The 24,021-nt window shown below is 52.1% G+C and carries 23 protein-coding genes; 12 read left to right on the top strand and 11 right to left on the bottom strand.

The genetic code is table 11. The features are described 5' to 3' along the window. Nucleotides 1–55 precede the first annotated feature (55 nt). The gene (zntB, locus tag M2403_RS07320) at nucleotides 56–1,039 is read left to right on the top strand and encodes a zinc transporter ZntB (RefSeq protein WP_208952256.1); all 984 of its coding nucleotides are present in this window, start codon (nucleotides 56–58) and stop codon (nucleotides 1,037–1,039) included. 282 nt (nucleotides 1,040–1,321) lie between these two features. Then, nucleotides 1,322–1,999, top strand: a complete 678-nt coding sequence (locus tag M2403_RS07315) for a hypothetical protein (RefSeq protein ID WP_259228837.1) — start codon at nucleotides 1,322–1,324, stop codon at nucleotides 1,997–1,999. A 57-nt stretch (nucleotides 2,000–2,056) separates the two neighbouring features. On the opposite strand, the gene ttcA is transcribed toward M2403_RS07315, so the two are convergent. Beyond that, nucleotides 2,057–2,992, bottom strand: coding sequence for a tRNA 2-thiocytidine(32) synthetase TtcA (ttcA, locus tag M2403_RS07310; RefSeq protein ID WP_152327110.1), 936 nt, complete (start codon nucleotides 2,990–2,992; stop codon nucleotides 2,057–2,059). Nucleotides 2,993–3,423: 431 nt separating this feature from the next. On the opposite strand from ttcA, the gene M2403_RS07305 reads away from it, so the two are divergent. After that, nucleotides 3,424–4,665, top strand: coding sequence for a diguanylate phosphodiesterase (locus tag M2403_RS07305; protein ID WP_152327112.1), 1,242 nt, complete (start codon nucleotides 3,424–3,426; stop codon nucleotides 4,663–4,665). A gap of 86 nt (nucleotides 4,666–4,751) precedes the next feature. Here M2403_RS07305 and M2403_RS07300 read toward each other — a convergent pair whose 3' ends face one another. The 4 genes from M2403_RS07300 to ycgZ all read right to left on the bottom strand — a co-directional run bounded on the left by M2403_RS07300 (nucleotide 4,752) and on the right by ycgZ (nucleotide 6,160). Next, nucleotides 4,752–5,009: a biofilm development regulator YmgB/AriR family protein gene (locus M2403_RS07300; protein ID WP_152327113.1), complete on the bottom strand. Its 258-nt coding sequence runs from the start codon at nucleotides 5,007–5,009 to the stop codon at nucleotides 4,752–4,754. 109 nt (nucleotides 5,010–5,118) lie between these two features. Beyond that, complete coding sequence (locus M2403_RS07295) at nucleotides 5,119–5,373, bottom strand: biofilm/acid-resistance regulator YmgB/AriR (protein WP_165058706.1); 255 nt, start codon at nucleotides 5,371–5,373, stop codon at nucleotides 5,119–5,121. 61 nt (nucleotides 5,374–5,434) lie between these two features. Further along, nucleotides 5,435–5,728: a hypothetical protein gene (locus M2403_RS07290; RefSeq protein ID WP_217153133.1), complete on the bottom strand. Its 294-nt coding sequence runs from the start codon at nucleotides 5,726–5,728 to the stop codon at nucleotides 5,435–5,437. Nucleotides 5,729–5,920: 192 nt separating this feature from the next. Then, nucleotides 5,921–6,160: a regulatory protein YcgZ gene (gene ycgZ / locus M2403_RS07285; protein WP_152327116.1), complete on the bottom strand. Its 240-nt coding sequence runs from the start codon at nucleotides 6,158–6,160 to the stop codon at nucleotides 5,921–5,923. Nucleotides 6,161–6,438: 278 nt separating this feature from the next. On the opposite strand from ycgZ, the gene M2403_RS07280 reads away from it, so the two are divergent. The 3 genes from M2403_RS07280 to nudI all read left to right on the top strand — a co-directional run bounded on the left by M2403_RS07280 (nucleotide 6,439) and on the right by nudI (nucleotide 7,538). Continuing rightward, entirely contained in the window at nucleotides 6,439–6,672 is a 234-nt protein-coding gene (locus tag M2403_RS07280; protein ID WP_152327117.1) for a YgdI/YgdR family lipoprotein, read from the top strand. Between the two features lie 32 nt (nucleotides 6,673–6,704). Next, the gene (locus M2403_RS07275) at nucleotides 6,705–6,932 is read left to right on the top strand and encodes a YgdI/YgdR family lipoprotein (protein WP_152327118.1); all 228 of its coding nucleotides are present in this window, start codon (nucleotides 6,705–6,707) and stop codon (nucleotides 6,930–6,932) included. 180 nt (nucleotides 6,933–7,112) lie between these two features. Further along, entirely contained in the window at nucleotides 7,113–7,538 is a 426-nt protein-coding gene (nudI, locus tag M2403_RS07270) for a nucleoside triphosphatase NudI (RefSeq protein ID WP_152327119.1), read from the top strand. Between the two features lie 49 nt (nucleotides 7,539–7,587). On the opposite strand, the gene M2403_RS07265 is transcribed toward nudI, so the two are convergent. Together M2403_RS07265 and M2403_RS07260 are read right to left on the bottom strand one after the other, a co-directional pair. After that, entirely contained in the window at nucleotides 7,588–9,141 is a 1,554-nt protein-coding gene (locus M2403_RS07265) for a hypothetical protein (RefSeq protein ID WP_259228836.1), read from the bottom strand. A 159-nt stretch (nucleotides 9,142–9,300) separates the two neighbouring features. Further along, on the bottom strand, nucleotides 9,301–11,100 hold the full coding sequence (locus M2403_RS07260; RefSeq protein WP_259228835.1) for a sodium:solute symporter family transporter: 1,800 nt from the start codon (nucleotides 11,098–11,100) through the stop codon (nucleotides 9,301–9,303). A 241-nt stretch (nucleotides 11,101–11,341) separates the two neighbouring features. Between M2403_RS07260 and M2403_RS07255 the strand changes: the two genes are divergently transcribed. The 4 genes from M2403_RS07255 (at nucleotide 11,342) to M2403_RS07240 (ending at nucleotide 16,404) form a co-directional block, all read left to right on the top strand. Next, on the top strand, nucleotides 11,342–12,679 hold the full coding sequence (locus M2403_RS07255; protein ID WP_405047811.1) for an alginate lyase family protein: 1,338 nt from the start codon (nucleotides 11,342–11,344) through the stop codon (nucleotides 12,677–12,679). Then, the gene (locus tag M2403_RS07250; RefSeq protein ID WP_259228834.1) at nucleotides 12,676–14,814 is read left to right on the top strand and encodes a heparinase II/III family protein; all 2,139 of its coding nucleotides are present in this window, start codon (nucleotides 12,676–12,678) and stop codon (nucleotides 14,812–14,814) included. Before M2403_RS07255 ends, M2403_RS07250 begins: the two co-directional genes overlap by 4 nt. Nucleotides 14,815–14,824: 10 nt before the next feature. Further along, nucleotides 14,825–15,601 (top strand): SDR family NAD(P)-dependent oxidoreductase, encoded by a 777-nt coding sequence (locus M2403_RS07245; RefSeq protein WP_152327123.1) that lies wholly within the window; start codon nucleotides 14,825–14,827, stop codon nucleotides 15,599–15,601. A gap of 92 nt (nucleotides 15,602–15,693) precedes the next feature. Then, a complete protein-coding gene (locus tag M2403_RS07240; RefSeq protein ID WP_259228833.1) occupies nucleotides 15,694–16,404 on the top strand; it encodes a FadR/GntR family transcriptional regulator in 711 nt (236 codons plus the stop codon). 143 nt (nucleotides 16,405–16,547) lie between these two features. Here M2403_RS07240 and nifJ read toward each other — a convergent pair whose 3' ends face one another. Next, nucleotides 16,548–20,078 carry a pyruvate:ferredoxin (flavodoxin) oxidoreductase gene (gene nifJ, locus M2403_RS07235; protein WP_259228832.1) on the bottom strand — a complete coding sequence of 1,177 codons (3,531 nt, stop codon included), beginning with the start codon at nucleotides 20,076–20,078 and terminating at the stop codon, nucleotides 16,548–16,550. Between the two features lie 239 nt (nucleotides 20,079–20,317). Continuing rightward, nucleotides 20,318–20,974, bottom strand: a complete 657-nt coding sequence (locus tag M2403_RS07230; RefSeq protein ID WP_152327126.1) for an MgtC/SapB family protein — start codon at nucleotides 20,972–20,974, stop codon at nucleotides 20,318–20,320. 249 nt (nucleotides 20,975–21,223) lie between these two features. Here M2403_RS07230 and M2403_RS07225 point away from each other — a divergent pair, with 249 nt between their 5' ends. Continuing rightward, nucleotides 21,224–21,508 (top strand): DUF333 domain-containing protein, encoded by a 285-nt coding sequence (locus tag M2403_RS07225; RefSeq protein ID WP_152327127.1) that lies wholly within the window; start codon nucleotides 21,224–21,226, stop codon nucleotides 21,506–21,508. Nucleotides 21,509–21,540: 32 nt separating this feature from the next. Here the strand turns inward: M2403_RS07225 and hslJ are convergent, their stop codons facing one another. Continuing rightward, nucleotides 21,541–21,957, bottom strand: a complete 417-nt coding sequence (hslJ, locus tag M2403_RS07220; protein WP_259228831.1) for a heat shock protein HslJ — start codon at nucleotides 21,955–21,957, stop codon at nucleotides 21,541–21,543. 201 nt (nucleotides 21,958–22,158) lie between these two features. Next, nucleotides 22,159–22,884, bottom strand: coding sequence for a pirin family protein (locus tag M2403_RS07215; RefSeq protein ID WP_208952485.1), 726 nt, complete (start codon nucleotides 22,882–22,884; stop codon nucleotides 22,159–22,161). Nucleotides 22,885–23,041: 157 nt separating this feature from the next. Here M2403_RS07215 and M2403_RS07210 point away from each other — a divergent pair, with 157 nt between their 5' ends. Continuing rightward, nucleotides 23,042–23,932, top strand: coding sequence for a LysR family transcriptional regulator (locus M2403_RS07210; RefSeq protein ID WP_208952487.1), 891 nt, complete (start codon nucleotides 23,042–23,044; stop codon nucleotides 23,930–23,932). The last annotated feature ends 89 nt before the right edge of the window (nucleotides 23,933–24,021 follow it).

The following is a 24,021-nucleotide window of genomic DNA, read 5'->3' as shown; positions in this document are numbered from 1 at the left end:
TCAAGCACTTAACGCTAAACTTAAAACAGATAACGCAGAAAAAGCGAGGAGTATCGTGGAAGTGATAAAGGGAAATGAACTACAGGTTGCCGACGCCGTTTATTCATTCCAGATGAACGGCGAGGGCGGTGTGAACGAAATCAGCCCGCAGTGCGTGGCGAGCGATGAAAAGCCGTGCTGGCTGCATCTGGATTACACGCGGCCTGAAAGCGAACGGTGGATCAGCAATACACCGGTGCTGCCCGATACCGTGCGTGAAGCGCTGGCCGGTGACAGCGTGCGGCCAAAAGTGGTGCGCGTCGGCGAAGGGACCTTAATCACCTTGCGCAGCATCAATCTGAATGCGGATGCACGACCGGACCAGCTGGTCACGATCCGCGTTTATCTGACCGATAAAATCATCGTCTCGACCCGTCATCGCAAGGTGTTCTCGATGGAAGAGATGATCAGCGATATGCAAGCCGGCAGCGGTCCGAAAAATACCGGCAGATGGCTGGTGGAAACCTGCGATGCGCTGACCGATCACACCAGCGATTTCATCGAAGACCTGCACGACAAAATCATTGATATCGAAGACGACCTGATGGAACAACAGGTGCCGGAGCGCGGTCAGATGGCGTTGCTGCGCAAACAACTGATTGTCCTGCGCCGTTATATGGCGCCGCAGCGTGACGTCTTCTCGCGTCTGGCGAGCGAACGTTTGCCGTGGATGAACGACGACGACCGCCGCCTGATGCAGGAAATCTCCGATCGTCTCGGGCGAGGGCTCGACGATCTGGATGGCAGCATCGCGCGTACCGCGGTGCTCTCCGATGAAATCAGTTCACTGATGGCCGATTCCCTCAACCGCCGCACGTACACCATGTCGATGCTGGCGATGATCTTCCTGCCAACCACCTTCCTCACGGGGCTGTTCGGTGTGAACCTCGGCGGGATCCCCGGCAATACGTCGCCCTTAGGTTTCGGGGTTTTCTGCGGATTTCTGATGCTGTTGGGGGTTGTTGTGGCGTGGTGGCTGAAGAAAAGTCGCTGGCTGTAATGTACTAATTGCCTGAAAAAAGGCAAAAAAAAGCCGGTCATAAGACCGGCGTCGTTCGAATTAAATTGTGCTATGCATTAATTCTAAAAATTTGGAAATAAGACAATATGGAGCACAACGCCCATCGCTTGACGTTGCATTCACCTGCGAAATAGATACTGCACCCAATCAACAGTTCTAATGTTGATTTCGCTCAATCTTTTTGAGGTTTATGCCCCGCAAGGTGCATTCACAGGCACTTTTGCCGGAACGATCTCATTTTCGAATACCCAGGAGTCTGTCTTGCACACCGCCGAAATGATTCAAAAAGCGTATGACGACGCGACCCGCAGAACGCTCGAAATCTGGAATTCTCACCCGGAATCCGGCGTTGTCCGCTCTGAACCTTTCTACCATCCCACCCGTCTGGCGATCACCAGCGGTAACCGCGCCGGACCGGCTATGGCAGGGCTGTTATCGGAACTGAAAGCGGTGACGCAGGGCGACCCGCTGGCCGACGTCGCGCCGCCTGACGGCATGCATTTTACTTTTTTTCCCGTCACGCAGGCGCTGTATGACAAACCCGAAGACGCGCCGGGAACCGGTGAATTAATCGCTATTTTCAGAAAGCATTGCGACGGCCTTATCATGCACATCCGCGATTTGCGGCTGATTGCGTTGCCGGATCAGCTGCTGCTTGCAGGATTTCCTGATGAAGAGAGCCAGCGTGTCAGACAATCGCTGGTGGATGATTTGATGAAAACGCCGTGGGCGGAAAAAATCTGCGAGCGGTTTCCTCATACAGAGATCCCGCCGATTTTCTGGCACAGCACGCTGCTGCGTTACAGCGCACAATACCTGCCGGAACCGCTGCGCGTCTGGTTTCATGAAAATCAGCATCGAAACTTCGGAGCACTCAGCCTCCCGGTCAGGCTGGTGATGACCAACTACAACTGGACCGAAACGTTCACGCTGGTCTGAAAAGCAAAAAGCCCGCATCAGCGCGGGCTTTTCAAACGGTGACTTCCGGACGAAATCTTACTTAATTTCCAGCACGTTCAGACGTTCAACCGGCACAGCCGTTTCGTCGTCTTCAGGCTGCCAGCCCGCAGGCTGCATCGGGATCTCTTCACGGTCAAACGCCAGATCGCCGCCATCAACCACTTCACCGCCATGTTTGATCCCTTTGAAATCAAAAAGATTCATGTCGTTCAGATGTGAAGGCACCACGTTTTGCATCGCGCTGAACATGGTTTCGATACGGCCAGGGTATTTTTTATCCCAGTCATTCAGCATGTCGCCGATGACCTGACGTTGCAGGTTTGGCTGCGAACCGCACAGGTTGCATGGGATGATCGGGTATTCGCGCGCAACGGCAAAACGCTCAATATCTTTCTCACGGCAATACGCCAGGGGGCGGATCACGATGTGTTTACCGTCGTCGCTCATCAGTTTTGGTGGCATGCCTTTCAGCTTGCCGCCGTAAAACATGTTGAGGAACAGCGTTTGCAGCATGTCGTCGCGATGATGGCCGAGGGCGATTTTGGTACAACCCAGTTCAGTCGCGGTGCGGTACAAAATCCCGCGACGCAGACGCGAACACAGAGAGCAGGTGGTTTTGCCTTCCGGGATTTTGTCTTTCACGATGGCATAGGTGTCTTCGGTGACAATTTTGTATTCCACGCCCAGCTTTTCCAGATATTCCGGCAGGATATGCGCCGGGAAGCCCGGTTGTTTCTGGTCAAGATTCACCGCCACCAGGGAAAAATTCACCGGTGCGCTTTTTTGCAGATTGCCCAGAATTTCCAGCATGGTGTAGCTGTCTTTACCACCGGACAGGCAAACCATAATACGGTCGCCTTCTTCGATCATACCGAAGTCACCGATCGCTTTACCGACTTCACGGCGCAGGCGTTTTTGTAATTTATTCAGGTTGTACTGAGCTTTTTTATCAACTGATTGAATTTCTGACATTAATAGTAACTCTGACTCAAAAAGGGGCACCAGAAGGGCGTGGTCGTCATAGCGCGAGTTTAGCATTGTGCGTTTCGGTCTGCGCGCAGCTCTTGTCTTCCGGCCGGACGGCGTTGTGGCGCGTATGATACGGATTACGCCGCCGAATGTCAGCGCGTTTTATAGCAGATTAAGAAAGGGAAGGTTTGGCGCTACCGGTGACAGCAAGTTAAAAGCCTGCTGGCTGACCCGTTTAATTGCTCCCCCACAGATTTGTGCTGCATGAATGGTTTTTTCTTGCCCAATCCCTTCATCTAAATTGCCGGCACTTTAGGGCATTGCCGCCGTTTCTCGGTCTGATTTCATAAGGAAAAATGATAGATTGGGATGTTTCTATAACCGAAATTTCTGCTACCCTGAGAGTCTAAACAAGCTCCTTTTGGAAACACCCGATGCTTTTAACTCTCGTTTATCGCAGCCATATCAGTGAACATGTTCACTCTGCTTCACTGATCGACATGGTGTCACAAGCCAATGTTAACAACGAACTTTTGAGCATTACAGGCATTCTGCTTTTCGACGGGATGCACTTCTTTCAGTTGCTGGAAGGGCCGGAAGAGGCAGTGGACGCACTCTACAGTATGATTTGCCAGGATCAGCGTCACCATAACGTGGTGGTTCTCATGCGCGACTATGCACAGTCACGTCGCTTCGGCAATGTAGGGATGGAGCTTTTTGACCTCAGGCATCATCACGAAGATGAGGTGCTTCAGGCGGTGCTGGATAAAGGAACATCGAAATATCGTCTCACTTATGAAGACCGGGCTCTTCAATTTCTGTGCACCTTTGTGCAGGCCCGGGAGAAGGAAAATTATCTCGAAATTCTCCCGGCTGATTCCTGGTCTTTCATCGCCGATGAACCCCTGAAAGCAGAAGTAGAATTTATCTTTCCCGAGATGCAGGACTACAGTTTTGCATTCCAGCCGATTGTTGACCCGCTGAGCCGCGAGATTATTTCTTATGAAGCGACAATCCGCGGGCCGGAAGGTGGCTCAGCGATGGAGTATTACGCCCGGCTGTCCGGAACAACGATCTATGAGGCGGATCTCAAATCCAAAAAGCTGGCTTTTGCCATGGCGCAAAAAATGGGGATCGGCGACAAAACGATTTCAATTAAGCTTTTGCCTATGACACTTGTCATGGTGCCGGATGCTGTGGAGTCTCTGGTTAATGACATCATCGCCGGCGGCCTGGTTCCTGAACAAATTGTGGTGGCAATCACAGAAAACGGCGTTATAACCCGTGAGGACAAGTTTTCAACGGCGATGAAACAACTTAAAGCCTCGGGAATGCGTCTGGCGATTGATGATTTTGGTGCGGGTTCTGCGGGATTATTGCTGCTGACGCAATGCCAGCCGGACAAAATTATGATTGATCGTAATATGATTTGTGACATCCATACCAGCGGACCGAAACAGGCCGTCGTGCAGGCTATCATCAGGTTCTGCTCAGCGTTAGAAATCTCTGTTATCGCGACAGGCGTTGAAAAAACCGAAGAGTGGATGTGGCTGGATGCGGCAGGGGTGTGTAATTTCCAGGGCGAGTTATTTGCTGAGCCAAGACTGAAGGGCACGCCGGTAGTGACCTGGCCGGAAGTCAGCTACGAATATCAGTCTGGTAATCAGGCTCTCTGAAAACTTGCAGGCGGTATGTAAGCTTTAGACGCATGAGCCCGGCAGATAATATTAGCCGGGCTCATGTAAAATGATTTGCTGTGGATTTATACAATATCATCATCAGGTGTGCGGTAAACGACATATTCAAGCGCTTCCAGATAAATATCCTGCTTGTCGGTATCACTTTCCTGCTCAATCTTCTGAATCAGACAAAGAATAATATCTTTGTGAGTAACCACTTCTTTTTGTTTCTTTAAGTTTTTATAAATACGGGTGACCGTTTCGTTTTCAACAAGAAGTTCAGGATCTTCTGTCAGAATATAATCAGCCAATGTCACATGAGTATAAGACACGTCATGCATTTTAATACCCTCCGCGTTTGTATTAAGAATAGATAATTTAAGATCCCGCACCCGGCTGTAATGACCGGGCGGGAAGAAAATAATAAAAAAATGGATCTTTCTTCAAAGATCAGAATACGGAATCATCGGGCGTCATGCCCACCACCATTTCAAGTGCGCCGCGTAAAATATCCAGCTGCACAACGTCTGACGTGGTTTCAAGTTGGTTAATCAGGTGGAGCATGATGGCCTTATTGGTCACCGTACCTTTATTCGCAAGAATAAGACGAATTGCGGCACCCAGAACTTCAGCTTCACTGGAGTAAAGTTCACCGGCTTTAGCGAAATGTTTATAAATGCCAGAGCTATTGACAGTGTCTGACATCGGCTGAGATGGATTTGATACAACCGAGTCGTTGTGACTTAGTACACATTGGTTTGATGTATCAATGTTTTTTCTGGTCATTGGACGGCCCTTCAGCATTGAAAAAGTGTCGTACATTGTCGACGTCCCGGACCTCATAACTGACACGCGCACGCTTATCAGCCTGGTCGTGGCGCATCTCATTGATGATCTGCTCCAGGGCGCTTTTTCGATTTGAGTTTTCAGCACTCGCAGCCATAAACTGTAACTGCTTAATGAGTCTGTCGATTGATAGTAGACTTTTCGATTTAAGTAAGGAGATTACAGCCTCACCAATGAGTTTGTCCGTTAATTTTTCTTCATTACTTCTATACATATTATCAGCCTCTGAATATATGCTGGCCAAAGGTCTGGGCAGAGTAGCTTCAGGTTCAGAGTTATGACTTCATACCGCAGGGTATTACGCTAACGGAAATAAAGCATTGGTTGGCTATGAATTAATCAAGCCCGCATAATATGTCAAACCGAATTTATATGAAGCCCATCTTTACTCTGTGAATTTAATAGATCATGAATCACGTTCAAGAACCAGACGGATAAGCTTCATATAATGCTTTTCCTCTTCTTCGCTGCCAGCGGATTCTACACGATTCAAAAGTTTCGAACACAACGCTTTGCGATTAAGGTTCCTGCCTGCTTCCAGAATTTCGACCACAACGCGCCCCATTGTTTCCTCTTTAGAAAAACCCTGTGTGTAGAGCGAAGGGGAGGTTTCTGGTGACAATCCATCGTGCTTATTCTGACGCATGACATATCCTCTTGTTAATGTGTGCGTAGTTAATGATTACTTGTGTGACTATAAAGTTATACAAGATGTAGAAAGTTGTACAGGTATTTTTAGAAATAAATGACAGGAATACAGAATATTCCTAAACGCTTAACGGCTGAATCGGGACAGTTTGCCACCGGCAGAGGTCCACCGGGCTGAGAAAATTTCCGTTTGTCCTATTTTTCAATGCCTCCGGCAAAAGTGCCTATACTTAACTGACTAATTGTTAAGACAGAACCCCTTTAAGGAGGAAGTGTATGAAGAGGAAAAACCTTATTGCCGCGTCGCTGGCTGCTGTTTCCATTTTATTCGTAGCCGGGTGTGCGTCGAATCAGGCGATTAAAACCACGGACGGAAAAACCATCGTCACGGACGGGAAACCTCAGGTTGACAGCGATACCGGCCTGGTATCGTACAAAAATGCTGAGACAGGAAAGACTGAGCAGATCAACCGCGATCAGGTTAAAAACATGAGCGAACTGGATAACTGAGTTGCTCAATAACCGGTAGACAGGAGAGAAATATGAACAGGACTTTGCTTTTGCCATTAGCCGCATTAATCAGTGTCGCAGCCTTATCGGGCTGTACCCGGACGAGTTATGCTATTCAGACCAATGACGCGAGAACCATCGTCAGCGACGGTAAGCCAAAAGAAGCGCCTACCGGATTGCTTGAGTATACTGATGCCAATGGTGTGAAACAGCAAATCAACAAATCCGAAGTGAAACAGGTAACGGAGTTGCCTAAATAAGCACCGTGTTTCTGATTCAGTTTCCTGATTATTTCTTAAAAACCCGCTGATGAAGGCGGGTTTTTATTTTTGCGCAGCACTTCTCAACTCTTCCCGACTCCCGCCACAGCGACGCCAGATTATGGTATTTTTTAGCGCGCACATTAGTCTCAAACAAAGTCTAAAACAAGGAAAGTCATCATGCGTCAAAGAACCATCGTTTGTCCGTTAATTGAACATGAGGGAACGTATCTGCTGTGTAAAATGGCCTCCGGGCGCGGCGTTTTCCCCGGCCAGTGGGCGCTTTCCGGCGGCGGAATGGAAGCGGGCGAAACCGTTGAGCAGGCGTTATTACGCGAAGTGCGGGAAGAGTTGGGCGAAGCGCTGGAACTGACGCATATCACGCCGTGGACGTTCCGCGATGATATCCGCCTGAAGACGTATCCCGATGGAACTCAGGAAGAAATCTACATGATTTACCTGATTTTCACCTGTCAGGCGAAGAACACTGTGATCACGCTGAACGACGAATTTGAAAGTTACGCCTGGGTACGTAAAGAAGATCTGCTGAAGTTCGATCTCAACGAAGCCACACGCATCACGTTAAAACAGCGCGGGCTGATTTAAACGAGAAACAGGACATTCCATCCAGAATGTCCTGCATCCCTATTACCTATTACGGAATAGTTATCTTCGAATTATAGATGAACAACGTTTTATCTTCATAGGTCAGAACTTCATCAGGAATTCCAACCTGCTGTTTGATCGCGTCTAATCGGCGGTTCATTTCAGAATCTGGCTGCGAATTCTGTATCGCCGGGATAGAAATGAATTGTCTCTGAGGCGCTTTTTCAAAATAAGTTGGTGTTAACCATGTGCTGAATGTTTGAGAACGAACTTCGTCGAACTGAATACGATACGTTTTCTTATCGAATAGAACAGGTGAAATATGTATCTCATTATTCGATAGCCAGTTAACGGTATTAGAGGAAAGCCAGTAATCTGAATATCCAAAGAAGAGTTTGTGCTCTTTTAAAAAATCAATATAAGACAGGGTTTGTTTTTCCTGATCATATAAAGGTGATTTTATTACAGTGTAAGAGTATAGCGAAGAGAAAACAAATAGGGTGAATGCCAGAACGATTAAAATGTTCCTTTTATAACTGAAGCATAATGCTCCAATGACAAAACTGAAACAAATTGCGTTTATAAAGAATCTGGCGCTAATATCCGCGGGGGTGGTGTAACTGATAATAAATGACGAAATAATGCCAGCAATGGTAAGTGCACTGAATATAGCAATGAATGTAGATTCTTTTCCACGCTGCAAACAATCATATATCGAGTATATAACTATCAACGACCAAACGATAAAAGAGCTTACATAAGCAATTTGGGCATCAATAAAGAAAATATTCATACTGCGGCCGATGATTTTCACCATCCATGCAGCATTTTCTGCCCATAAATCAAAGGGGGCAAGCTTAAAGTGCTGAACAGGCAGTCCCAATATTCTGGGGATGACATGAGTCATAGCGAGAATAAATGTTATGCCGAATATTACTGTATTTTTCCAGTTCGATTTTTCCTTCCAGGAGAAATAGATTTGCACCAGCAAAATAGGCAAGAAATAGGTTGCCAAAAACCAGGGGTCGGATACTGCAGATAGAAGCGCTATCAAGCTATATAATATTGTTATTCTGGTAGAGCTTTTCTTAATATTATAGAAACAGAGAGCGAAAGTGAATATGCCAAAAAAATTGGTAGAGTTATGAGAAAAAGGGTGCGCTATAAACCCAAACGTATAGACGTAAGCCGGTAAAAAAATCAAAGCACTCATTGCAAGAAACGAAGCCTTGCTTTTATTTGTCGAGTTCAGTATCCACGTTATGATAATGGCGGAAAGTGAAACGAAAAGAGATGTTGATATTATTAAAGGGATCTTGCCATCATCAGAAAGTACAAAGAAGAAGAAAAAATTGATTGGATAGACAGTAAAGTACCAATTGTCAGGGGTCGGTTTCCAGTACTTAATTACTGAAAAGCCATTTTCCAGCATTTCTCTCCAAACTAGTGGGCTGTTTGCCGCATCTGGCTCGATAGGGAAATAACGTTTTGTGAGAAAATAGGCACAAATAATGCTTAAAATAGTAACTGCAAAATAAATGAACACGTCGGAATTTATTATTTTCTTCACTGCATTTTTCCCTGGCATGGTATTGATCATCATTAATTTAAAACCCTGATGAAGATCAGTTAAGTAAATTCATATTTCAGAATTTTACCAGTGGTGCCCGTCGAAGGAAAGTGTTTGTAGTTTCTAAAAAATGCAGTGCGTTTGCCTCACAATGCGCTGCATTTTCTTGAAATTCGATTTCTATCCGCACGATTACCGCTGTGATGTCGCGATGTTGCGTTTCGCGGCCTTGCCTTCTTTTGCGGCTTTCATGCCTTTCTCCGCACTGCGATGTAAAACCCAGCCGAAGACAAGTATCGACAGCGCGCAAATCAGGAACAGAACGCGGCCCCATAACGGGTTAGGCACCAGCACCATCAGCAGCAAACCGGCCCCCATATACAGGGATATCCGGCCAATTTTATCGCGTTGCAGCCGGTCGAATTCATCCTGTTCGTTATCGGCATACACCGGCGTTTCCATATCGGTGAAAAACTGCTGACGCTGAGTTTCACGGGCTTTCGCATTCTCGCGGTAGAACAGGGTGGTCAGGCAGAAAAACCCGCCGGTGAAGACCAGATGCGAGAAGATATTCCACATAATCGCTACATCCAGCATCTCGCGCGTGGTCAACGTAATACCCAGTAAACGGGCGACATCTGGCGCGGTAAACACGTTAGCGATGATGTAAGACACACATAATCCGAACAACACCGTGGCCCACGCCGCCCAGTCCGGCGTTTTGCGGATGAACACGCCAAGAAACAGTGGCACGATAATCGGTGCCTGCATCAGCGTGCCGACCTTCATCATCAGGTCGAACAGGCTGACGGTCTGCATCGTGTGCATATACTGCGCCACCAGGATCACGAGTACGCCGTTGACCACGCACGTGGCCTGACCGACGCGCAGCTGATACTTGTCGCTGCGTTCTGTGTTGCGGTTAACAATGGGCGTCCAGAAACTGCGTACAAAAATCCCTGAATTACGGTTCAGCGCGCAGTCCATCGACGACATCGTCGCGGCAAATAATCCCGCCATCAGCAGGCCAACGGTGCCCACCGGCATCGCGCGTTCGGCGAAAATCAGATACACCGCATCGGTAGCATTTTTCCCCAGCTCCGGGTGTGCGGTTGCGGCGTCAGGATAAAGAATAGCCACCGCCCACGGCGGGATAAACCAAATCACTGTGCCAGTCAGCATCAGAATCAGCGCAAACAGCGCCGCTTTTTTGGCGTTAAAACTGTCTTTGGCATTCAGAAAACGGTAAGAATCTTGCAGGTTATTAATGCTCTGCACGTTCTTGATAAAGAAAAACAGGAAACAGGCGACCAGCAGGGAAATGTAATGCGGGCCGACGTCCGGGCCGGTGAAAAAGCCGGACGGGAATTCTGTCACCAGTTTGACCGGGCCACCGACCTTGAACAGCGCGACCACCGCACAGGCAATCGAAATAATCGCCACCACCAGCGTCTGCACAAAATCACTCGCCACCACCCCCCATGCGCCGCTCAGTAACGAAATCACCAGTACCACCAGACCGGTGACCCACAGCGTCAGCGTAATGTCGTGCCGGAACACCGCGCTGGCAAACACCGCCAGACTGTTCAGCCATACACCCGCGCTGAGAATGCTCAGCGGAATAATCATCCAGGTGAAAAACTGTTCGTTACCTTTGCCGAATCGATGGTTGATGGCCTCTGTGGCAGTATCGACCCGAAGCTGGCGGAAACGGGCGGCGAACCACCACCATGCCACCAGATAGCCGAACACGTTACCGGCGAACACGCTCACCACGTTGAAACCGTAGCGGTAAGCCTGTCCGGCGGCACCGGTGAAGGTCCAGGCGCTGAACTGAATCATGAACGCGGTGGCGCCCACCATCCACCAGAGCATGCGCCCGCCGCCGCGGAAATAGTGGCTCGACGAGCCGGAAGCCATCTTTTTGAACGCATAACTGATGGCAATCATTAAGACGAAGTAACCGATCATGACCAGAACATTGATATCCATTGTCGTTACTCTCTCGTTTGCAGGGGAGGTTTTTGGTTATGTATTGAGCAAGCGTAGAAGAGGAGATTTAAATTAAAAGTCCGACAAATAAGAAATGCTTAGTTTGTTATCGATTTGTGAGGCTGGTCACTTGTTGGGCTATTTGTGTGCTTTTAAGCCCATTCTGACTGGCGCTTCGAATCATTCATTGCTTTATTTGTATTACTAAAGCGCGCTAACCCTTTTTAATTCCGGAGAAAGCATGACGTTTATTCAGTGCCGTACCGCTGATGTTAAACAGCTCGCCGTCGTGGCGATGATGGCGTTTTGCAGCGCAGGTGCGCTGGCGGCAGAACCGGCATTTCTGAACACGGCGCAGCTGAACGTGGTTCGCCAGCAACTGCATGAAAATACCGCTGCACCGCAAACGCAGGATGCTTACCGGCACCTGCTGGCGGCGGCGGATTCCGCGCTGAAAAAGCCCGACCTGAGCGTGACAGACAAAGGCATGACGCCGCCCTCCGGCTCGAAGCACGATTACCTCAGCCTGAGCGCTTACTGGTGGCCGGACAGCAGCAAAGCGGACGGGTTGCCGTGGATCCGTAAAGACGGGCGCGTCAATCCGGCGAGTAAAAACGAGCAGAGTGACGGCGTGCGGCTGGCGGATTTCACCGCGCGGGTGCAGAACCTGACGCTGGCCTGGTATTTCTCCGGCGAACAGAAGTATGCCGATAAAGCTGCCAGCCTGCTGCGGGCGTGGTTTATTACGCCGGAAACGCGCATGGATCCGAACCTGAATTATGCGCAGGGCGTGCCGGGTATTTCAGCCGGACGAAACGCCGGTGTGCTGGACGGTCGTTACTTCTCCACGCGCATTGTGGATTCGCTGGTTTTGCTGCACGGGAATCGGGCGTGGACGGACAATGACGATCAGCAAATCCGCGTCTGGATGCAGGATTATCTGACCTGGCTTCAGGGCAGCAAAATCGCTAAAAAAGAGGGCCTCACGCAGAACAATCACGGTAACTGGTATGTCACTCAGGTGTCCGGCATTGCGTGGTATCTCGGCGATAAAGCGGTGATCCGCGATATGGCAAAACTGATGGAAAGTAAGCTGGATATTCAGCTCAAGCCCGACGGCACGCAGCCCGCTGAACTGGCGCGCACCCGTTCGTTCCATTACAGCTATTTCAATTTGCAGGCGATCAGCATGATGGCGGTGCTGGCGCAGAAAAACGGCATCGACCTCTGGCACTACAAAACACCACAAGGCGGCGGGCTGCTGACCTCGCTGGATTTTATGGCGCGTTACACGGACTCGTCCGTGCCGTGGCCATATAAAACCATCGACCAGATCCGCGTGCGGCCTGTGCCATTACTATCGTGGGCGGATAACGGCACTGGCGGGCAACGTTACGAACAGCAAATCCGCCGCGCCAGGTTTGAACTGCCGTCTGCCGGTAAACCCGCCGCGGGCGGGTATCATGAAGACGTCACGCGCGGCGCGGTGATGGAGGCGGAACGCGAAACCTGGCTGTTATCGCTGCCGGCGTTTGCGGCCGGTTATGTCGCGCCGCAGGCCTCCGGAGGCAAAAAATGAGCCTCTGGAAACCGCTGCTGATAAGCCCCGACGATGCCCAACAATTACGGGCGCAGAGAGATGCCGAAACGCTGCCGGGCGCGGTGCTTCGCGAAAACATCGCCGCACTGGAAACGTTCATGGCGCAACCGGCGCCGGTACCCGGTCACGGCGAAGCGGGCGGCGCGGAACATCATCAGCACAAACAAAATTACGTCTACATCAATCTGGCCGGACGACTTTTTTTGATCACCGGCGAGCGGCGTTACCGGGATTTCGCGCTTTCACTGCTGAACGGTTACGCCGATATTTACCCGACCCTGGGCAGCGCGACCAGTAAAGACAGCAACGCGCCGGGCCGGATTTTCCATCAGACGCTCAATGAAAATATGTTCTGGCTGTACGCCGTCGAAGGCTATCACTGCCTGATACCGTCGCTCAGCCAGCCTGAGCGTTCGCACATCGAAGACCACCTGTTTCGCGTGATGGCGGATGACGCACTCAGCCGCCATGCGAAAGATTTCGATATTGTGCATAACCACGGGATCTGGTCGGTCGCGGCGGCCGCCATCAGCGGGTACGCGCTGCAAGATGATTCGCTGGTTGAAAAGGCGCTGTACGGGCTGAAAGGCGACAGCGAAAGTGGCGGTTTTTTTGCGCAGCTCAGCCAGCTGTTTTCGCCGGACGGTTACTATATTGAAGGGCCGTATTACCATCGTTTTGCACTGCGTCCGTTGTTACTGCTGGCGGAAGTGATTGATCGCCGGCAGCCGGAATTGCAGATCTTTCAGTTCCGCGACGAGATTATCCGCAAAACCTGCGAAGCATTAATCCTCACCGCGTTCCCCGACGGCACCTGGCCTGCGCTCAATGATTCATCGAAAACGATCAACATCAGCGACGACGGCGCGGTGATTGCTGCCAGCGTCTGTTATCACCGTTATCATCAGGATCCGCGCTGGCTCGCCGTCGCACAAAAACAGCAAACCGTCTGGCTGAATGCCGCCGCGCTGGCGCTTTCCGCTGCGTTATCTGATTCACCTCCGCTGCCCCTAAACCGTGAAAGCGTTGAACTTCGCGACGGGCCGGAAGGGCAACACGGGGGGATCGGGATTTTGCGCAGTGGTGAAGAAAACCAGACCATGGCGCTGATGTGGTACGGACAGCATGGCAGCATTCCGCGCCTGCATTCGGCGCTGAACCACGGGCATTTCGACGGGTTGCATCTGAGCCTGTTTAATCACGGGCGCGAGTTCTTGCGCGACTACGGATTTGGCCGCTGGGTTAACGTCGAGCCGAAATTCGGCGGGCGCTATATTCCCGAGAACAACACTTACTGCAAGCAAACTGTCGCGCACAATACGGTCGTCGTCGACGGTCAGAGCCAGAACGGCGGGCAAAGTCTGCAAGCTGAAAAGCGTTCCGGCCAGCGGCATTTCTTTGTCACGCAGGCTCAGGCCGGGCAGGGCATGAGTGCACGTTTGCACGATTACACCCCTGGTGTTGAACAGCAACGCACCGTTCTGCTGCTTGATTTACCGGAGTTTTCTTCTCCGCTGATCGTCGATGTTTTCCGTCTTACCAGCGACCAGCCGCATCGTTACGATTATTGCCTGCATCATCTCGGCCAGTTTGTGCGCAGCGATACAACGCTGAAAGCCGCTGGTGAACTGAAACCGCTGGGCGAAAACCACGGCTATCAGCATCTCTGGGATTGCGCACGCGGCGCAGTGCCCGCCGGTGATTCTGCGCTGTTCAGCTGGCTGGACGGCGGAACTTACCGGACGCTCATCAGCGCATTCCCCGACGGCGGCGAACTGATCGTCGCCCGCACCGGCGCAAACGATCCGCATTTCAACCTGCGCAGCGAACCGGCGTTGCTGTTGCGCACGCACGGTTCTGATGCAATTTTTGCCAGCGTATTTGAAACCCACGGTTATTTTGACGAAGCGACTGAAACCTCGCTCGACGCAAGAGGGAAAGTCTTACAGGTCCGCGTGGTCAGCCACGACGACCGTCAAACCGAACTGAATATTCTCTGCACCGGCAACCGGACATTAAACGTCCTCATCAGTAACGGTCCGACACCGGATGCGGAAAACGCCTTCAGCGTGGCGTGGCGAGCCGTCTCATCTCTGAACATTCCCGAGTCATAAAGGAGTCATCATGTTTAACGATCTGAAAGACAAGCGAGTTCTGATTACCGGTTCAACGAAAGGCATCGGTCTGGCAGCGGCGCAGGCCTTTGCGGCGGCAGGGGCGAAAGTCGGAATTAACGGTCATCGCCACGATGAGAGCCTCGGTAAACTGGCTGCCGCTATTGCCAAAAATGGCGGCGAAGTGGCGTACTTTGGTGCCGACGTGACGAAGTCTGCGGAATGCGAAGCGCTGGTCGCCAATTTTGTCGAACGTTTTGGCGGCATCGACGTGCTGATCAATAACGCAGGCGGGCTGGGCGGTCGTCAGGGGTTAGAAAATATCGACGACGAATTTTATGACCACGTTATGGATCTTAACGCCCGCTCGGCGCTGATGGTGACGAAATTCGCCATTCCGCATTTGCGCCACGCGGCAAAACAAAGCGGTAAAACCACGTCAGTGATCAGTACCGGTTCGATTGCCGGACGCGAAGGCGGCGGGCCCGGCGCGAGTTTGTACGCGGCGTCCAAAGCCTGGCTCCACAACGTCCACCGCAACTGGGTGAAGGAATTCACCAAAGACAATATCCGCTTCAACGTCATTGCACCGGGCACTATCGACACGGTTTTCCACGCAGATAAAAGTGCGGAGGTGCGTGAGAAAATCGCCGGTTCTATTGCCATGGGGCGCTTTGGCACCAGCGAAGAACTGGCACCCAGCTTTCTGTTTTTTGCTTCCCATGCGTGCAGCGGTTACATCACCGGCCAGATATTAGACGTCAACGGCGGGCAGATGGCGCCATAGCGCACAGTTTGTGAGTTTAGCGCGACGCCCGCATGCAGCGCGGCGTCGCCTGAACTATGATGTCGGCAATCTGCACAGAAAAAGGGAAGCGAATGACGATGCAGTTTGAAACCGCCGCAGGCATGACCCGTGGCCTCAACACCCACATTGCCCGCGATATTGCCCGCAAAATCCTCTCCGGCGAACTGGCACCCGGCGCCATTTTGCCCAGCGAAATCGACCTCGGCGAACAGTTTGGGGTCAGCCGCACCGCGCTGCGTGAAGCCCTGAAACTGCTGACGTCAAAAGGTTTGCTGGAATCTCGCCCGAAAATCGGCACCCGCGTTAAAGAGCGTCCGCAGTGGAACATGCTCGATCCGCAACTGCTGGAATGGATGCAGGGCATGGAAGCCACGGAAGAGGTTTATCATCAGTTTCTTGAATTCCGCAAAGCGATCGAACCACATGCCACGGCGCTGGCAGCGGTGAACGCCAGCAAAGAGCAACGCATTGAGCTGTCACGGATTTACCGCCAGATGTGCCACGTTTCGGAGAATTTCAATGCGCAGGCGTGGGTAAATATCGATACCCAGTTTCACCGGATGATTTTCATCTCCTCCGGCAACTGTTTTTATGTCCCGTTCGGTAATGTGCTGACGACGATTTTTAAATGGTTTTTCGAATACTCGTCGAAGGAAGGCGGCATGTGCCTGAACGATCATAAAAAGATTTACGAAGCGATTATGGCAGGGGATGAGGGAGCCGCGTATTCGGCTTCGCTGGGGTTAATGAAGGGGCATAAGCATCGGCTTCAGCGGGAGTAATTTGGGTTTTCAATTGCAGTGATCGCATCTCATAAATCAAGACCTTGGGTTGCCACCCAAACCGGCCTCAAGGAGCACCTGTCGCCGCACTCCCAAGTCGGTGTGGGCTGGCGCCCACGACCTTGATTTTAAAGACCCAAAACTTACGACTCAGACTCGCTCTTCTTCCCCGCGAGCATCGCCAAAAAGTCATATTTCTGCTGCAATTCCTTCTCCGCCGCGGCATACAACTGCGCCGCCACTTCCGGTTGTTGCGCATTCAGCCTTCTGAACCGCTGCTCATTATTGAGCGTATCGGTCAGCCCGCTGGAAGGCGGCCTTGAATCGAGTGCCAGCGCCGGTTTGCCTTCTTCCACGCGACGCGGATCAAACCGGTACAGCGGCCAGAAACCGGTGGTGGTCAGCTGTTTCATCTGATCATGGCTGAGCGCCAGATCGTAGCCGTGCTCTTCGCACGGGCTGTACGCGATGACAAGCGACGGCCCCGGATAAGCTTCGGCTTCCTGAATCGCCTTCACCGTCTGGTTGAGCTGCGCGCCGAGGGAGATTTGCGCCACATACACATGACCGTACATCATCATGCTCACACCCAGATCTTTACGGGATTTGCGCTTGCCCTGTTCGGCGAATTTCGTGACCGCACCCAGCGGCGTGGCTTTCGACTGCTGTCCGCCGGTGTTGGAATAACACTGGGTATCGAGTACCAGCACGTTGACGTTTTCCGTCAGGCTCAGGACATGATCCAGCCCGCCGAAACCGATGTCATACGCCCAGCCGTCGCCGCCGATCAGCCAGATGGATTTATCCACCAGATAATCCGCGTCGGTCGCCAGCTGACGCGCGTCTGGTGTATCAATGTCGGCCAGAATTTTACGCAGCGCGGTGACGTGGCCGCGTTTAACTTCCGGCGTGGACGTTTCATCGCGAAGGCCGCCCAGCACATCGGCCGGAATATGCGGTTCCAGCGATTCCACCAGACGCAGCACGCGGCGGCGATGCTGATCGACCGTCAGACGGAAGCCCAGCCCGAACTCGGCGTTGTCTTCAAACAGTGAGTTCGCCCACGCCGGACCGCGGCCCTCGGCGTTGGTGGTGTAAGGTGTTGACGGTAAATTACCGCCGTAAATGGACGAACAGCCGGTGGCGTTGGCAATCAGCAAACGGTCGCCGTACAGCTGCGTCAGCAGTTTGATGTAAGGCGTTTCGCCACAACCGGAACAGGCTCCGGAATACTCAAACAGCGGCGTAATCAGCTGCGAGGTGCGGATATCAATGCGTTCCAGCGTAGTTTTATCGATTTCCGGCAGCCTGAGGAAGAAGTCATAGTTGGCGCGTTCTTGTTCCAGGTGCTCAATGCGGTCAGCCATGTTAATGGCTTTAATGGACGGATCCTGACGGTCTTTCGCCGGGCAGACTTCCACGCACAAATTACACCCGGTGCAGTCTTCGGGCGCGACCTGCAATACGTATTTCTGGCCGCGCATGTCACGGGATTTAACGTCCAGCGATTGCAGCGCGGCAGGGGCGTTTTCCATGGCGTCCGGCTGAACCACTTTGGCGCGAATGGCCGAGTGCGGGCAGGCGGCGACGCAGTGGTTACACTGCGTACACAGATCCGGCTTCCAGATCGGCACTTCTTCAGCAATGTTACGTTTTTCCCACTGCGTGGTACCGGTCGGCCAGGTGCCATCCGGCGGGAAGGCAGAAACCGGCAGGGCGTCGCCAAGCCCGGCCAGCATGGTGGCGGTGACGGTTTTGACGAAATCCGGTGCAGCGTCGGAAACAATGGGCGGACGTTTGCGCGGATTTTCCGGAATGGCCTGCAACGGCACGGCAACCAGTTCTTCCAGCGTGGCGGCCAGCGCCATCCAGTTGCGCGTGACCACGTCTTCGCCTTTGCTGCTGTAACTGCGGGCAATCGCGCCCTGCAATTCTTTCAGCGCTTCGTCACCCGGCAGGATTTGCGTCAGGTGGAAGAACGCCATCTGCATGACGGTGTTAATGCGCGCGCCGAGTTTGCACTCGCGGGCAATTTTCGCCGCGTTAATTACGTAGAAACGGGCTTCGCGCTGAATCAGCGTCGCCTGCACTTCCAGCGGTAACCGCGCCCAGACTTCATCGGCGCTGAACGGTGTGTTAAGCAGGAAAATCCCGCCATGACGCAGACGTTCTGCCATCTGATACAGGTCGATAAACTGCCACTGGTGGCAGGCAACGAAATGCGCCTGACTGACCAGATACGCGGATTTGATCGGCTTTTCACTGACGCGCAGATGTGAAACCGTCAGGCCACCGGCCTTTTTGGAGTCGTAGACGAAATAACCCTGCGCATACATCGGCGTGCTGTTACCGATGATCTTGATGTTGTTTTTGGTCGCCGATACAGAACCGTCGCTGCCCAGCCCGTAGAACAGGGCTTCGAGTGAGGCGCGCTCAGGCAACTCTTCTTCAACCACCGGCAGGGAAAGCCCTGTGACGTCGTCATAAATGCCGACGGTGAAGCGCGGACGCGGTTTGCTGAGCGCCAGCTCGCGGAACACTGACAGTACGCAGTCCGGCCCGAATTCTTTTGACGATAATCCGTAACGGCCGCCGATCACTTTCGGCAGCGAATCGCGCTCGCCGCTGTTATAGGCCTCAGCCAGCGCGGTCATGATATCGAGATAAAGCGGTTCAGCCAGCGCTCCCGGCTCTTTGGTGCGGTCCAGCACGGCAATGCTTTTCACGGATTGCGGCAGCACGGCCAGCAAATGTTCAGCGCTGAACGGACGGTATAAACGCACTTTCAGCACGCCAACCTTCTCACCGCGCGCATTCAGGGTTTCGATGACTTCTTCGGCGGTGCCGATCCCGGAACCCATCAGCACGATCACGCGTTCTGCCTGCGGATCGCCGACGTATTCGAACGGCTTATATTCGCGGCCGGTGAGGGCGGCGAACGCATTCATGGCGTCGATCACGTGCTGGCAAGTGGCGTTGTAATACGGATTGGTGGCTTCGCGTGACTGGAAATAAGTGTCAGGGTTGGCGGACGTGCCGCGGATCACCGGATGAACCGGTGACAAGGCGCGGGCGCGGTGTGCGTCAATCTGCGCCTGCGGCAGCATCTGCTGGAGCGTGTCGTCGCTCAGCGGCGCGATTTTATTGATTTCATGTGAGGTCCGGAAACCGTCGAAGAAATGGATAAATGGCACGCGGCTGTTCAGGCTGGCGACCTGGGCAATCAGCGCGAAATCCTGCGCTTCCTGTACGCTGGCGGCAGAGAGCAGGGCGCAACCGGTCTGGCGCACGGCCATAACGTCGGAATGATCGCCGAAAATAGACAACGCGTGCGTCGCAACGGTACGCGCCGCAACGTGCAGGACAAACGGCGTCAGCTGACCGGCCAGTTTGTACAACACCGGGATCATCAGCAACAGACCCTGCGACGAGGTGAAAGAGGTCGACAGCGCGCCGGTTTGTAATGCGCCGTGGACGGTGGAAATCGCACCGGCCTCAGACTGCATTTCCATTACCGTCGGGACATCGCCCCACAAATTTTTCTTCCCTTCGCCAGACCAGGCACCGGCAATTTCGGCCATGGTAGAACTGGGAGTGATCGGGTAGATGGCAATGACTTCGTTGGTGCGATAAGCCACGGAAGCGACTGCGTTATTACCGTCAGTGGTGATCATGGAATACCCTTTGCTTTGCTCACAAAAAGGCCGGAAAACAGTAATTTTCACCGGCAATAATTATAAAAGCTTAGCAGAGGGGGGATTAATCAATTTATCCTGATTGTGTGCAGGGGTTTTTAGCCTTGTTTTTTAGAGGGTTATGAGCAGCGGGGCGGTTTCAGGAATAGTCGTAGCCGCTGAAAGGAATAACCGGAGAGTCAGCGGCGAAATAGGGAAATTCGCGCGGTGAACGGCGTTTAATTAATATCGATGCGTTTTATTCCTTTCACCGACATCAGTGCTTCATAAAGTTTGTCGACACTTTGTTTAGGCCGCAGGATAACGTCCAGAATCAGTTCACATTTGCTTTCATCTTCATCGCGCTGATTGATTTTGATATGGCCGGGGCGAATACGCATCTTCTGTAATGCGACTAAAACCGCAGGCACACTTTCCGGCAATAAACGTATTTCGATTAAATGGTGATGACCGACCCAGTGATTGCTGATCTGGCGAAAAACTTCCAGCACAATTAAGGTCATAAAAGCGCCATATATCCCGATCTCATACAGACCGCTACCAATCACCAGACCGATGGCGGCAGTGACCCATAATCCGGCGGCGGTGGTTAATCCCTTAACAATTTGCTTCTGGATAATGATGGTCCCGGCCCCGAGAAAGCCCATCCCGCTGACCACCTGCGCTGCCACGCGGCTGGGGTCAAAACTGACGTGCGTTTGCATCAGAATATCGGCGAAGCCGTATTTCGACACAATCATAAACATGGCGCTGCCAATCCCCACCAGAATATGAGTACGTAAGCCGGCTTCTTTGGCGCGTAATTGACGTTCGATGCCGATCAATCCGCCCAAAGCACCGGCCAGGGCGATCCGCAGTAAGAAATCTGTCAGCATGTATTGCTCCTTTATCGTTATATTTCCCGTTCTAATTCAGGAGGAAAAGCGGTTAATCACTCTCTATTTTATGAGTCAAAGAAATAACCAGACGAAATAAAATGTGTCGGAGTGTTTAATTTTGGAATTATTTTAGGAAAAAGTTGATGTTATTTCGCCAACAGGCTCGACGCAGGTGAAAAACCTCGGATATGATGGCGATTCGAAAAAATTCCCCGCATTACCCAAAATCATTCAGGAGCAGGACAGATGATCACTGCGTTTCGCGTGTTACTGGCCGCCGGTGTGCTGGTGTTAGCCGCATGCAGCAGCCACGACGATTCGGCTGACGTTCCCCAAAAAGGCAACAGCGTGAATGTCGGTCAGCGTACCGTCAATATGGACAGCCCGGCCTATGCAGCCTGTTCAATGGCGGGCGGGCAACTCAGATTAGCGCCACAGCTCGATGGCAGCCGCGTCGGCATGTGCTCAATGGCGAATGGTCGTCAGTGCTCTGAAGCCGCGTTGATGCAAGGGCGTTGTACTGCGGGTTAAAATAGCCAGACGTGTGTCTGGCTTTTTCATGATTACATCCGGTCTTTCAGGCGGTAAACCAGCGTATGTTTACCCTGTTTCAGGACCATCTTGTTCTCATTCAGGGAAACGGCCGCGCCGTTGTTCAGCACGTCGCTGATCACGTGATCCCATTTGTTCAGGTTCTCGTCCGGACACAGCATCATGGTTGAGGCCAGACCTTTCACCGTCAGCACGTTATTTTCCAGATTGCCCTGACCCATAAAGCGGTTACACATCTGGCCGGAAACATGCAGGTTTGAGCCGAACTCAATTTCCGGAATACGGCCCTGTGCGGCCGGAACCGTCTGACCATCCACACTCAGCAACTCAAAACGATGATGCTGCAAATCAGTTTGCTTCACGCCGGTCTGGCTGCTACATGCGCTGATAGTGATGGCGGCTGCCACAACAAACAGTGACTTCTTCATGTTCTCTCCTGAGAAATATTCCATATGTGTCATACATATCGTTATATTCATCTTAATATATTACGTATTGCATCGCAATTATAGCGCAGGTGAATACATCGTCAGAACACTACCCGATGCCCAAAAAAAGCCTGCGACCTTCCTTTTCAGGATGATCACAGGCTTAGGCTTTTGCGTACTTTACTCAGGCATTACGCCGTATCAGCGTGACGGATGATTCACTTCAACCGGACGCAAATCAAACAGCAACACTTCCGCCTGGTCGCCGTCGGTAAAGGTGACGCTATCTTCATTGCGGATACGCGCGCCATCGCCGGTTCTGAATTCGACACCGTTCACCTTGATGCTGCCGCGGGCAACGTGGATATAAGCATAGCGATCCGCATCGAGGGCAATCGTCGCCTGTTCTGCACCGTCGAAGAAACCGGCGTAGATTTTCATGTCCTGACGCACGGTCAGCGAACCGTCGGTACCCGATGATGAAACAATCAGGCGGAATTTCCCGCGTTTTTCCGCTTCCGCGACGGACACCTGCTGGTATCCCGGTTGGGTGCCATTTTCTGACGGCACAATCCAGATTTGCAGGAAATGCACGTTTTCTTCACCGGAGTGGTTAAACTCACTGTGCGTCACGCCACTGCCTGCGCTCATCAGCTGAACATCGCCGGGGACAATCACTGAACCGGTGCCCATGGAATCTTTATGTTCCAGCGCGCCTTCGAGCACATAGGAGATGATTTCCATGTTGCTGTGCGGGTGTGCCCCGAAGCCGCGACCCGGTGCGACCTGATCATCGTTAATCACCAGCAGGTCTGAGAAACCGACCTGTTTTGGATCCCAGTAATTGGCGAAAGAAAATGTGTGACGGGAATGCAACCAGCCGTGGTCACCTAAGCCGCGTTGTTCAGAGAGACGTTGTTCGATCATGGTGTACTCCTCAGTGTTGTCAGGGGGAAAGTGCGTTTGCGCTTCCGATGAACAGAGAATACACGTAAACCAATTTGCTCAACAATGAGGTAGAATGACTATCACTGTCGCATTTTGGTTGACAATAACAGGTTGTATTCCTCAGGGCGAAACTGACATGCAGATTGAAGATCTCCGTATTTTTGTGGCGGTAGTGAAAGCCGGGAATTTCACCGCAGCGGCCGAACAACTGCTGCTTTCTAAACAATACGTCAGCCGCCGGATGGCCGCGCTGGAAGCTTCGCTGAGCGTCAGGTTGCTCAACCGCAATACGCGCAAACTGTCGGTGACCGAATCCGGCCAGCTTTTTGCACAACATGCGCAGCGTATTCTCGATGATATCGAAGAAGCCGAAAGGGCGGTTTCACCTAAACGCCAGGCGTTGCAGGGCTCATACCGCATCAGTATTCCGATGTCATTTGGCATCAGCCATCTCTCACCGCTGATTGCGGAGTTTTTGCAGCAAAATCCGGAGATTCAGTTTCAGGTGGAACTGGTGGACAGGTATGTCGATCTGGTGGGCGAAGGCTTTGATATTGCCATCCGTATTGGCAATCTGGCGGATTCTTCGCTGGTGGCGCGCCGTCTGGGGCAGCTTAAACGCGTTATCTGTTGCAGCCCCGGTTATCTTGAGCGGCGCGGCACGCCGGAAACGCCGGACGATTTACTCCGGCACGATTGCCTGCGTTATGGCCGCGAAGGGCAAAACGGCTGGGAGCTGGAGCGCCACGGCAAACTGCGGATTTTCGACGTGCGCGGGCCGGTGCTGAGCAACAACGGCGAAGTGCTGCGCGACGCCGCCATTTCCGGGCTGGGCATTGTATTGCTGCCTGAATTTATCGTCGGTCCGGCGCTCGAAAACGGCTCGCTGGTACCCATCCTTGATGCCTTCCAGCCCGGCTCGCTCAGCCTGCATGCGCTCTATCCGCAGCATCGCCAGCGCAGCGAAGTCACCCGCGTGTTTCTCGATTTCTTACAGGAAAGGCTGAAAGCGCAGCGGGTGTCGTAAGCTTTGCCACCCGCATCACATTCCTCTTTGAATCACACAAATATCCAGCTCTTTGTAGGATTTGCATCGTTTATTCCTATAAAAAATGC

Origin of the sequence: Rahnella sp. BIGb0603, assembly GCF_024808755.1 — a bacterium.
Lineage (GTDB): Bacteria > Pseudomonadota > Gammaproteobacteria > Enterobacterales > Enterobacteriaceae > Rahnella > Rahnella contaminans.
Note: the sequence above shows the minus strand (reverse complement) of the source record. Positions and strands in the feature narration are given on the sequence as shown.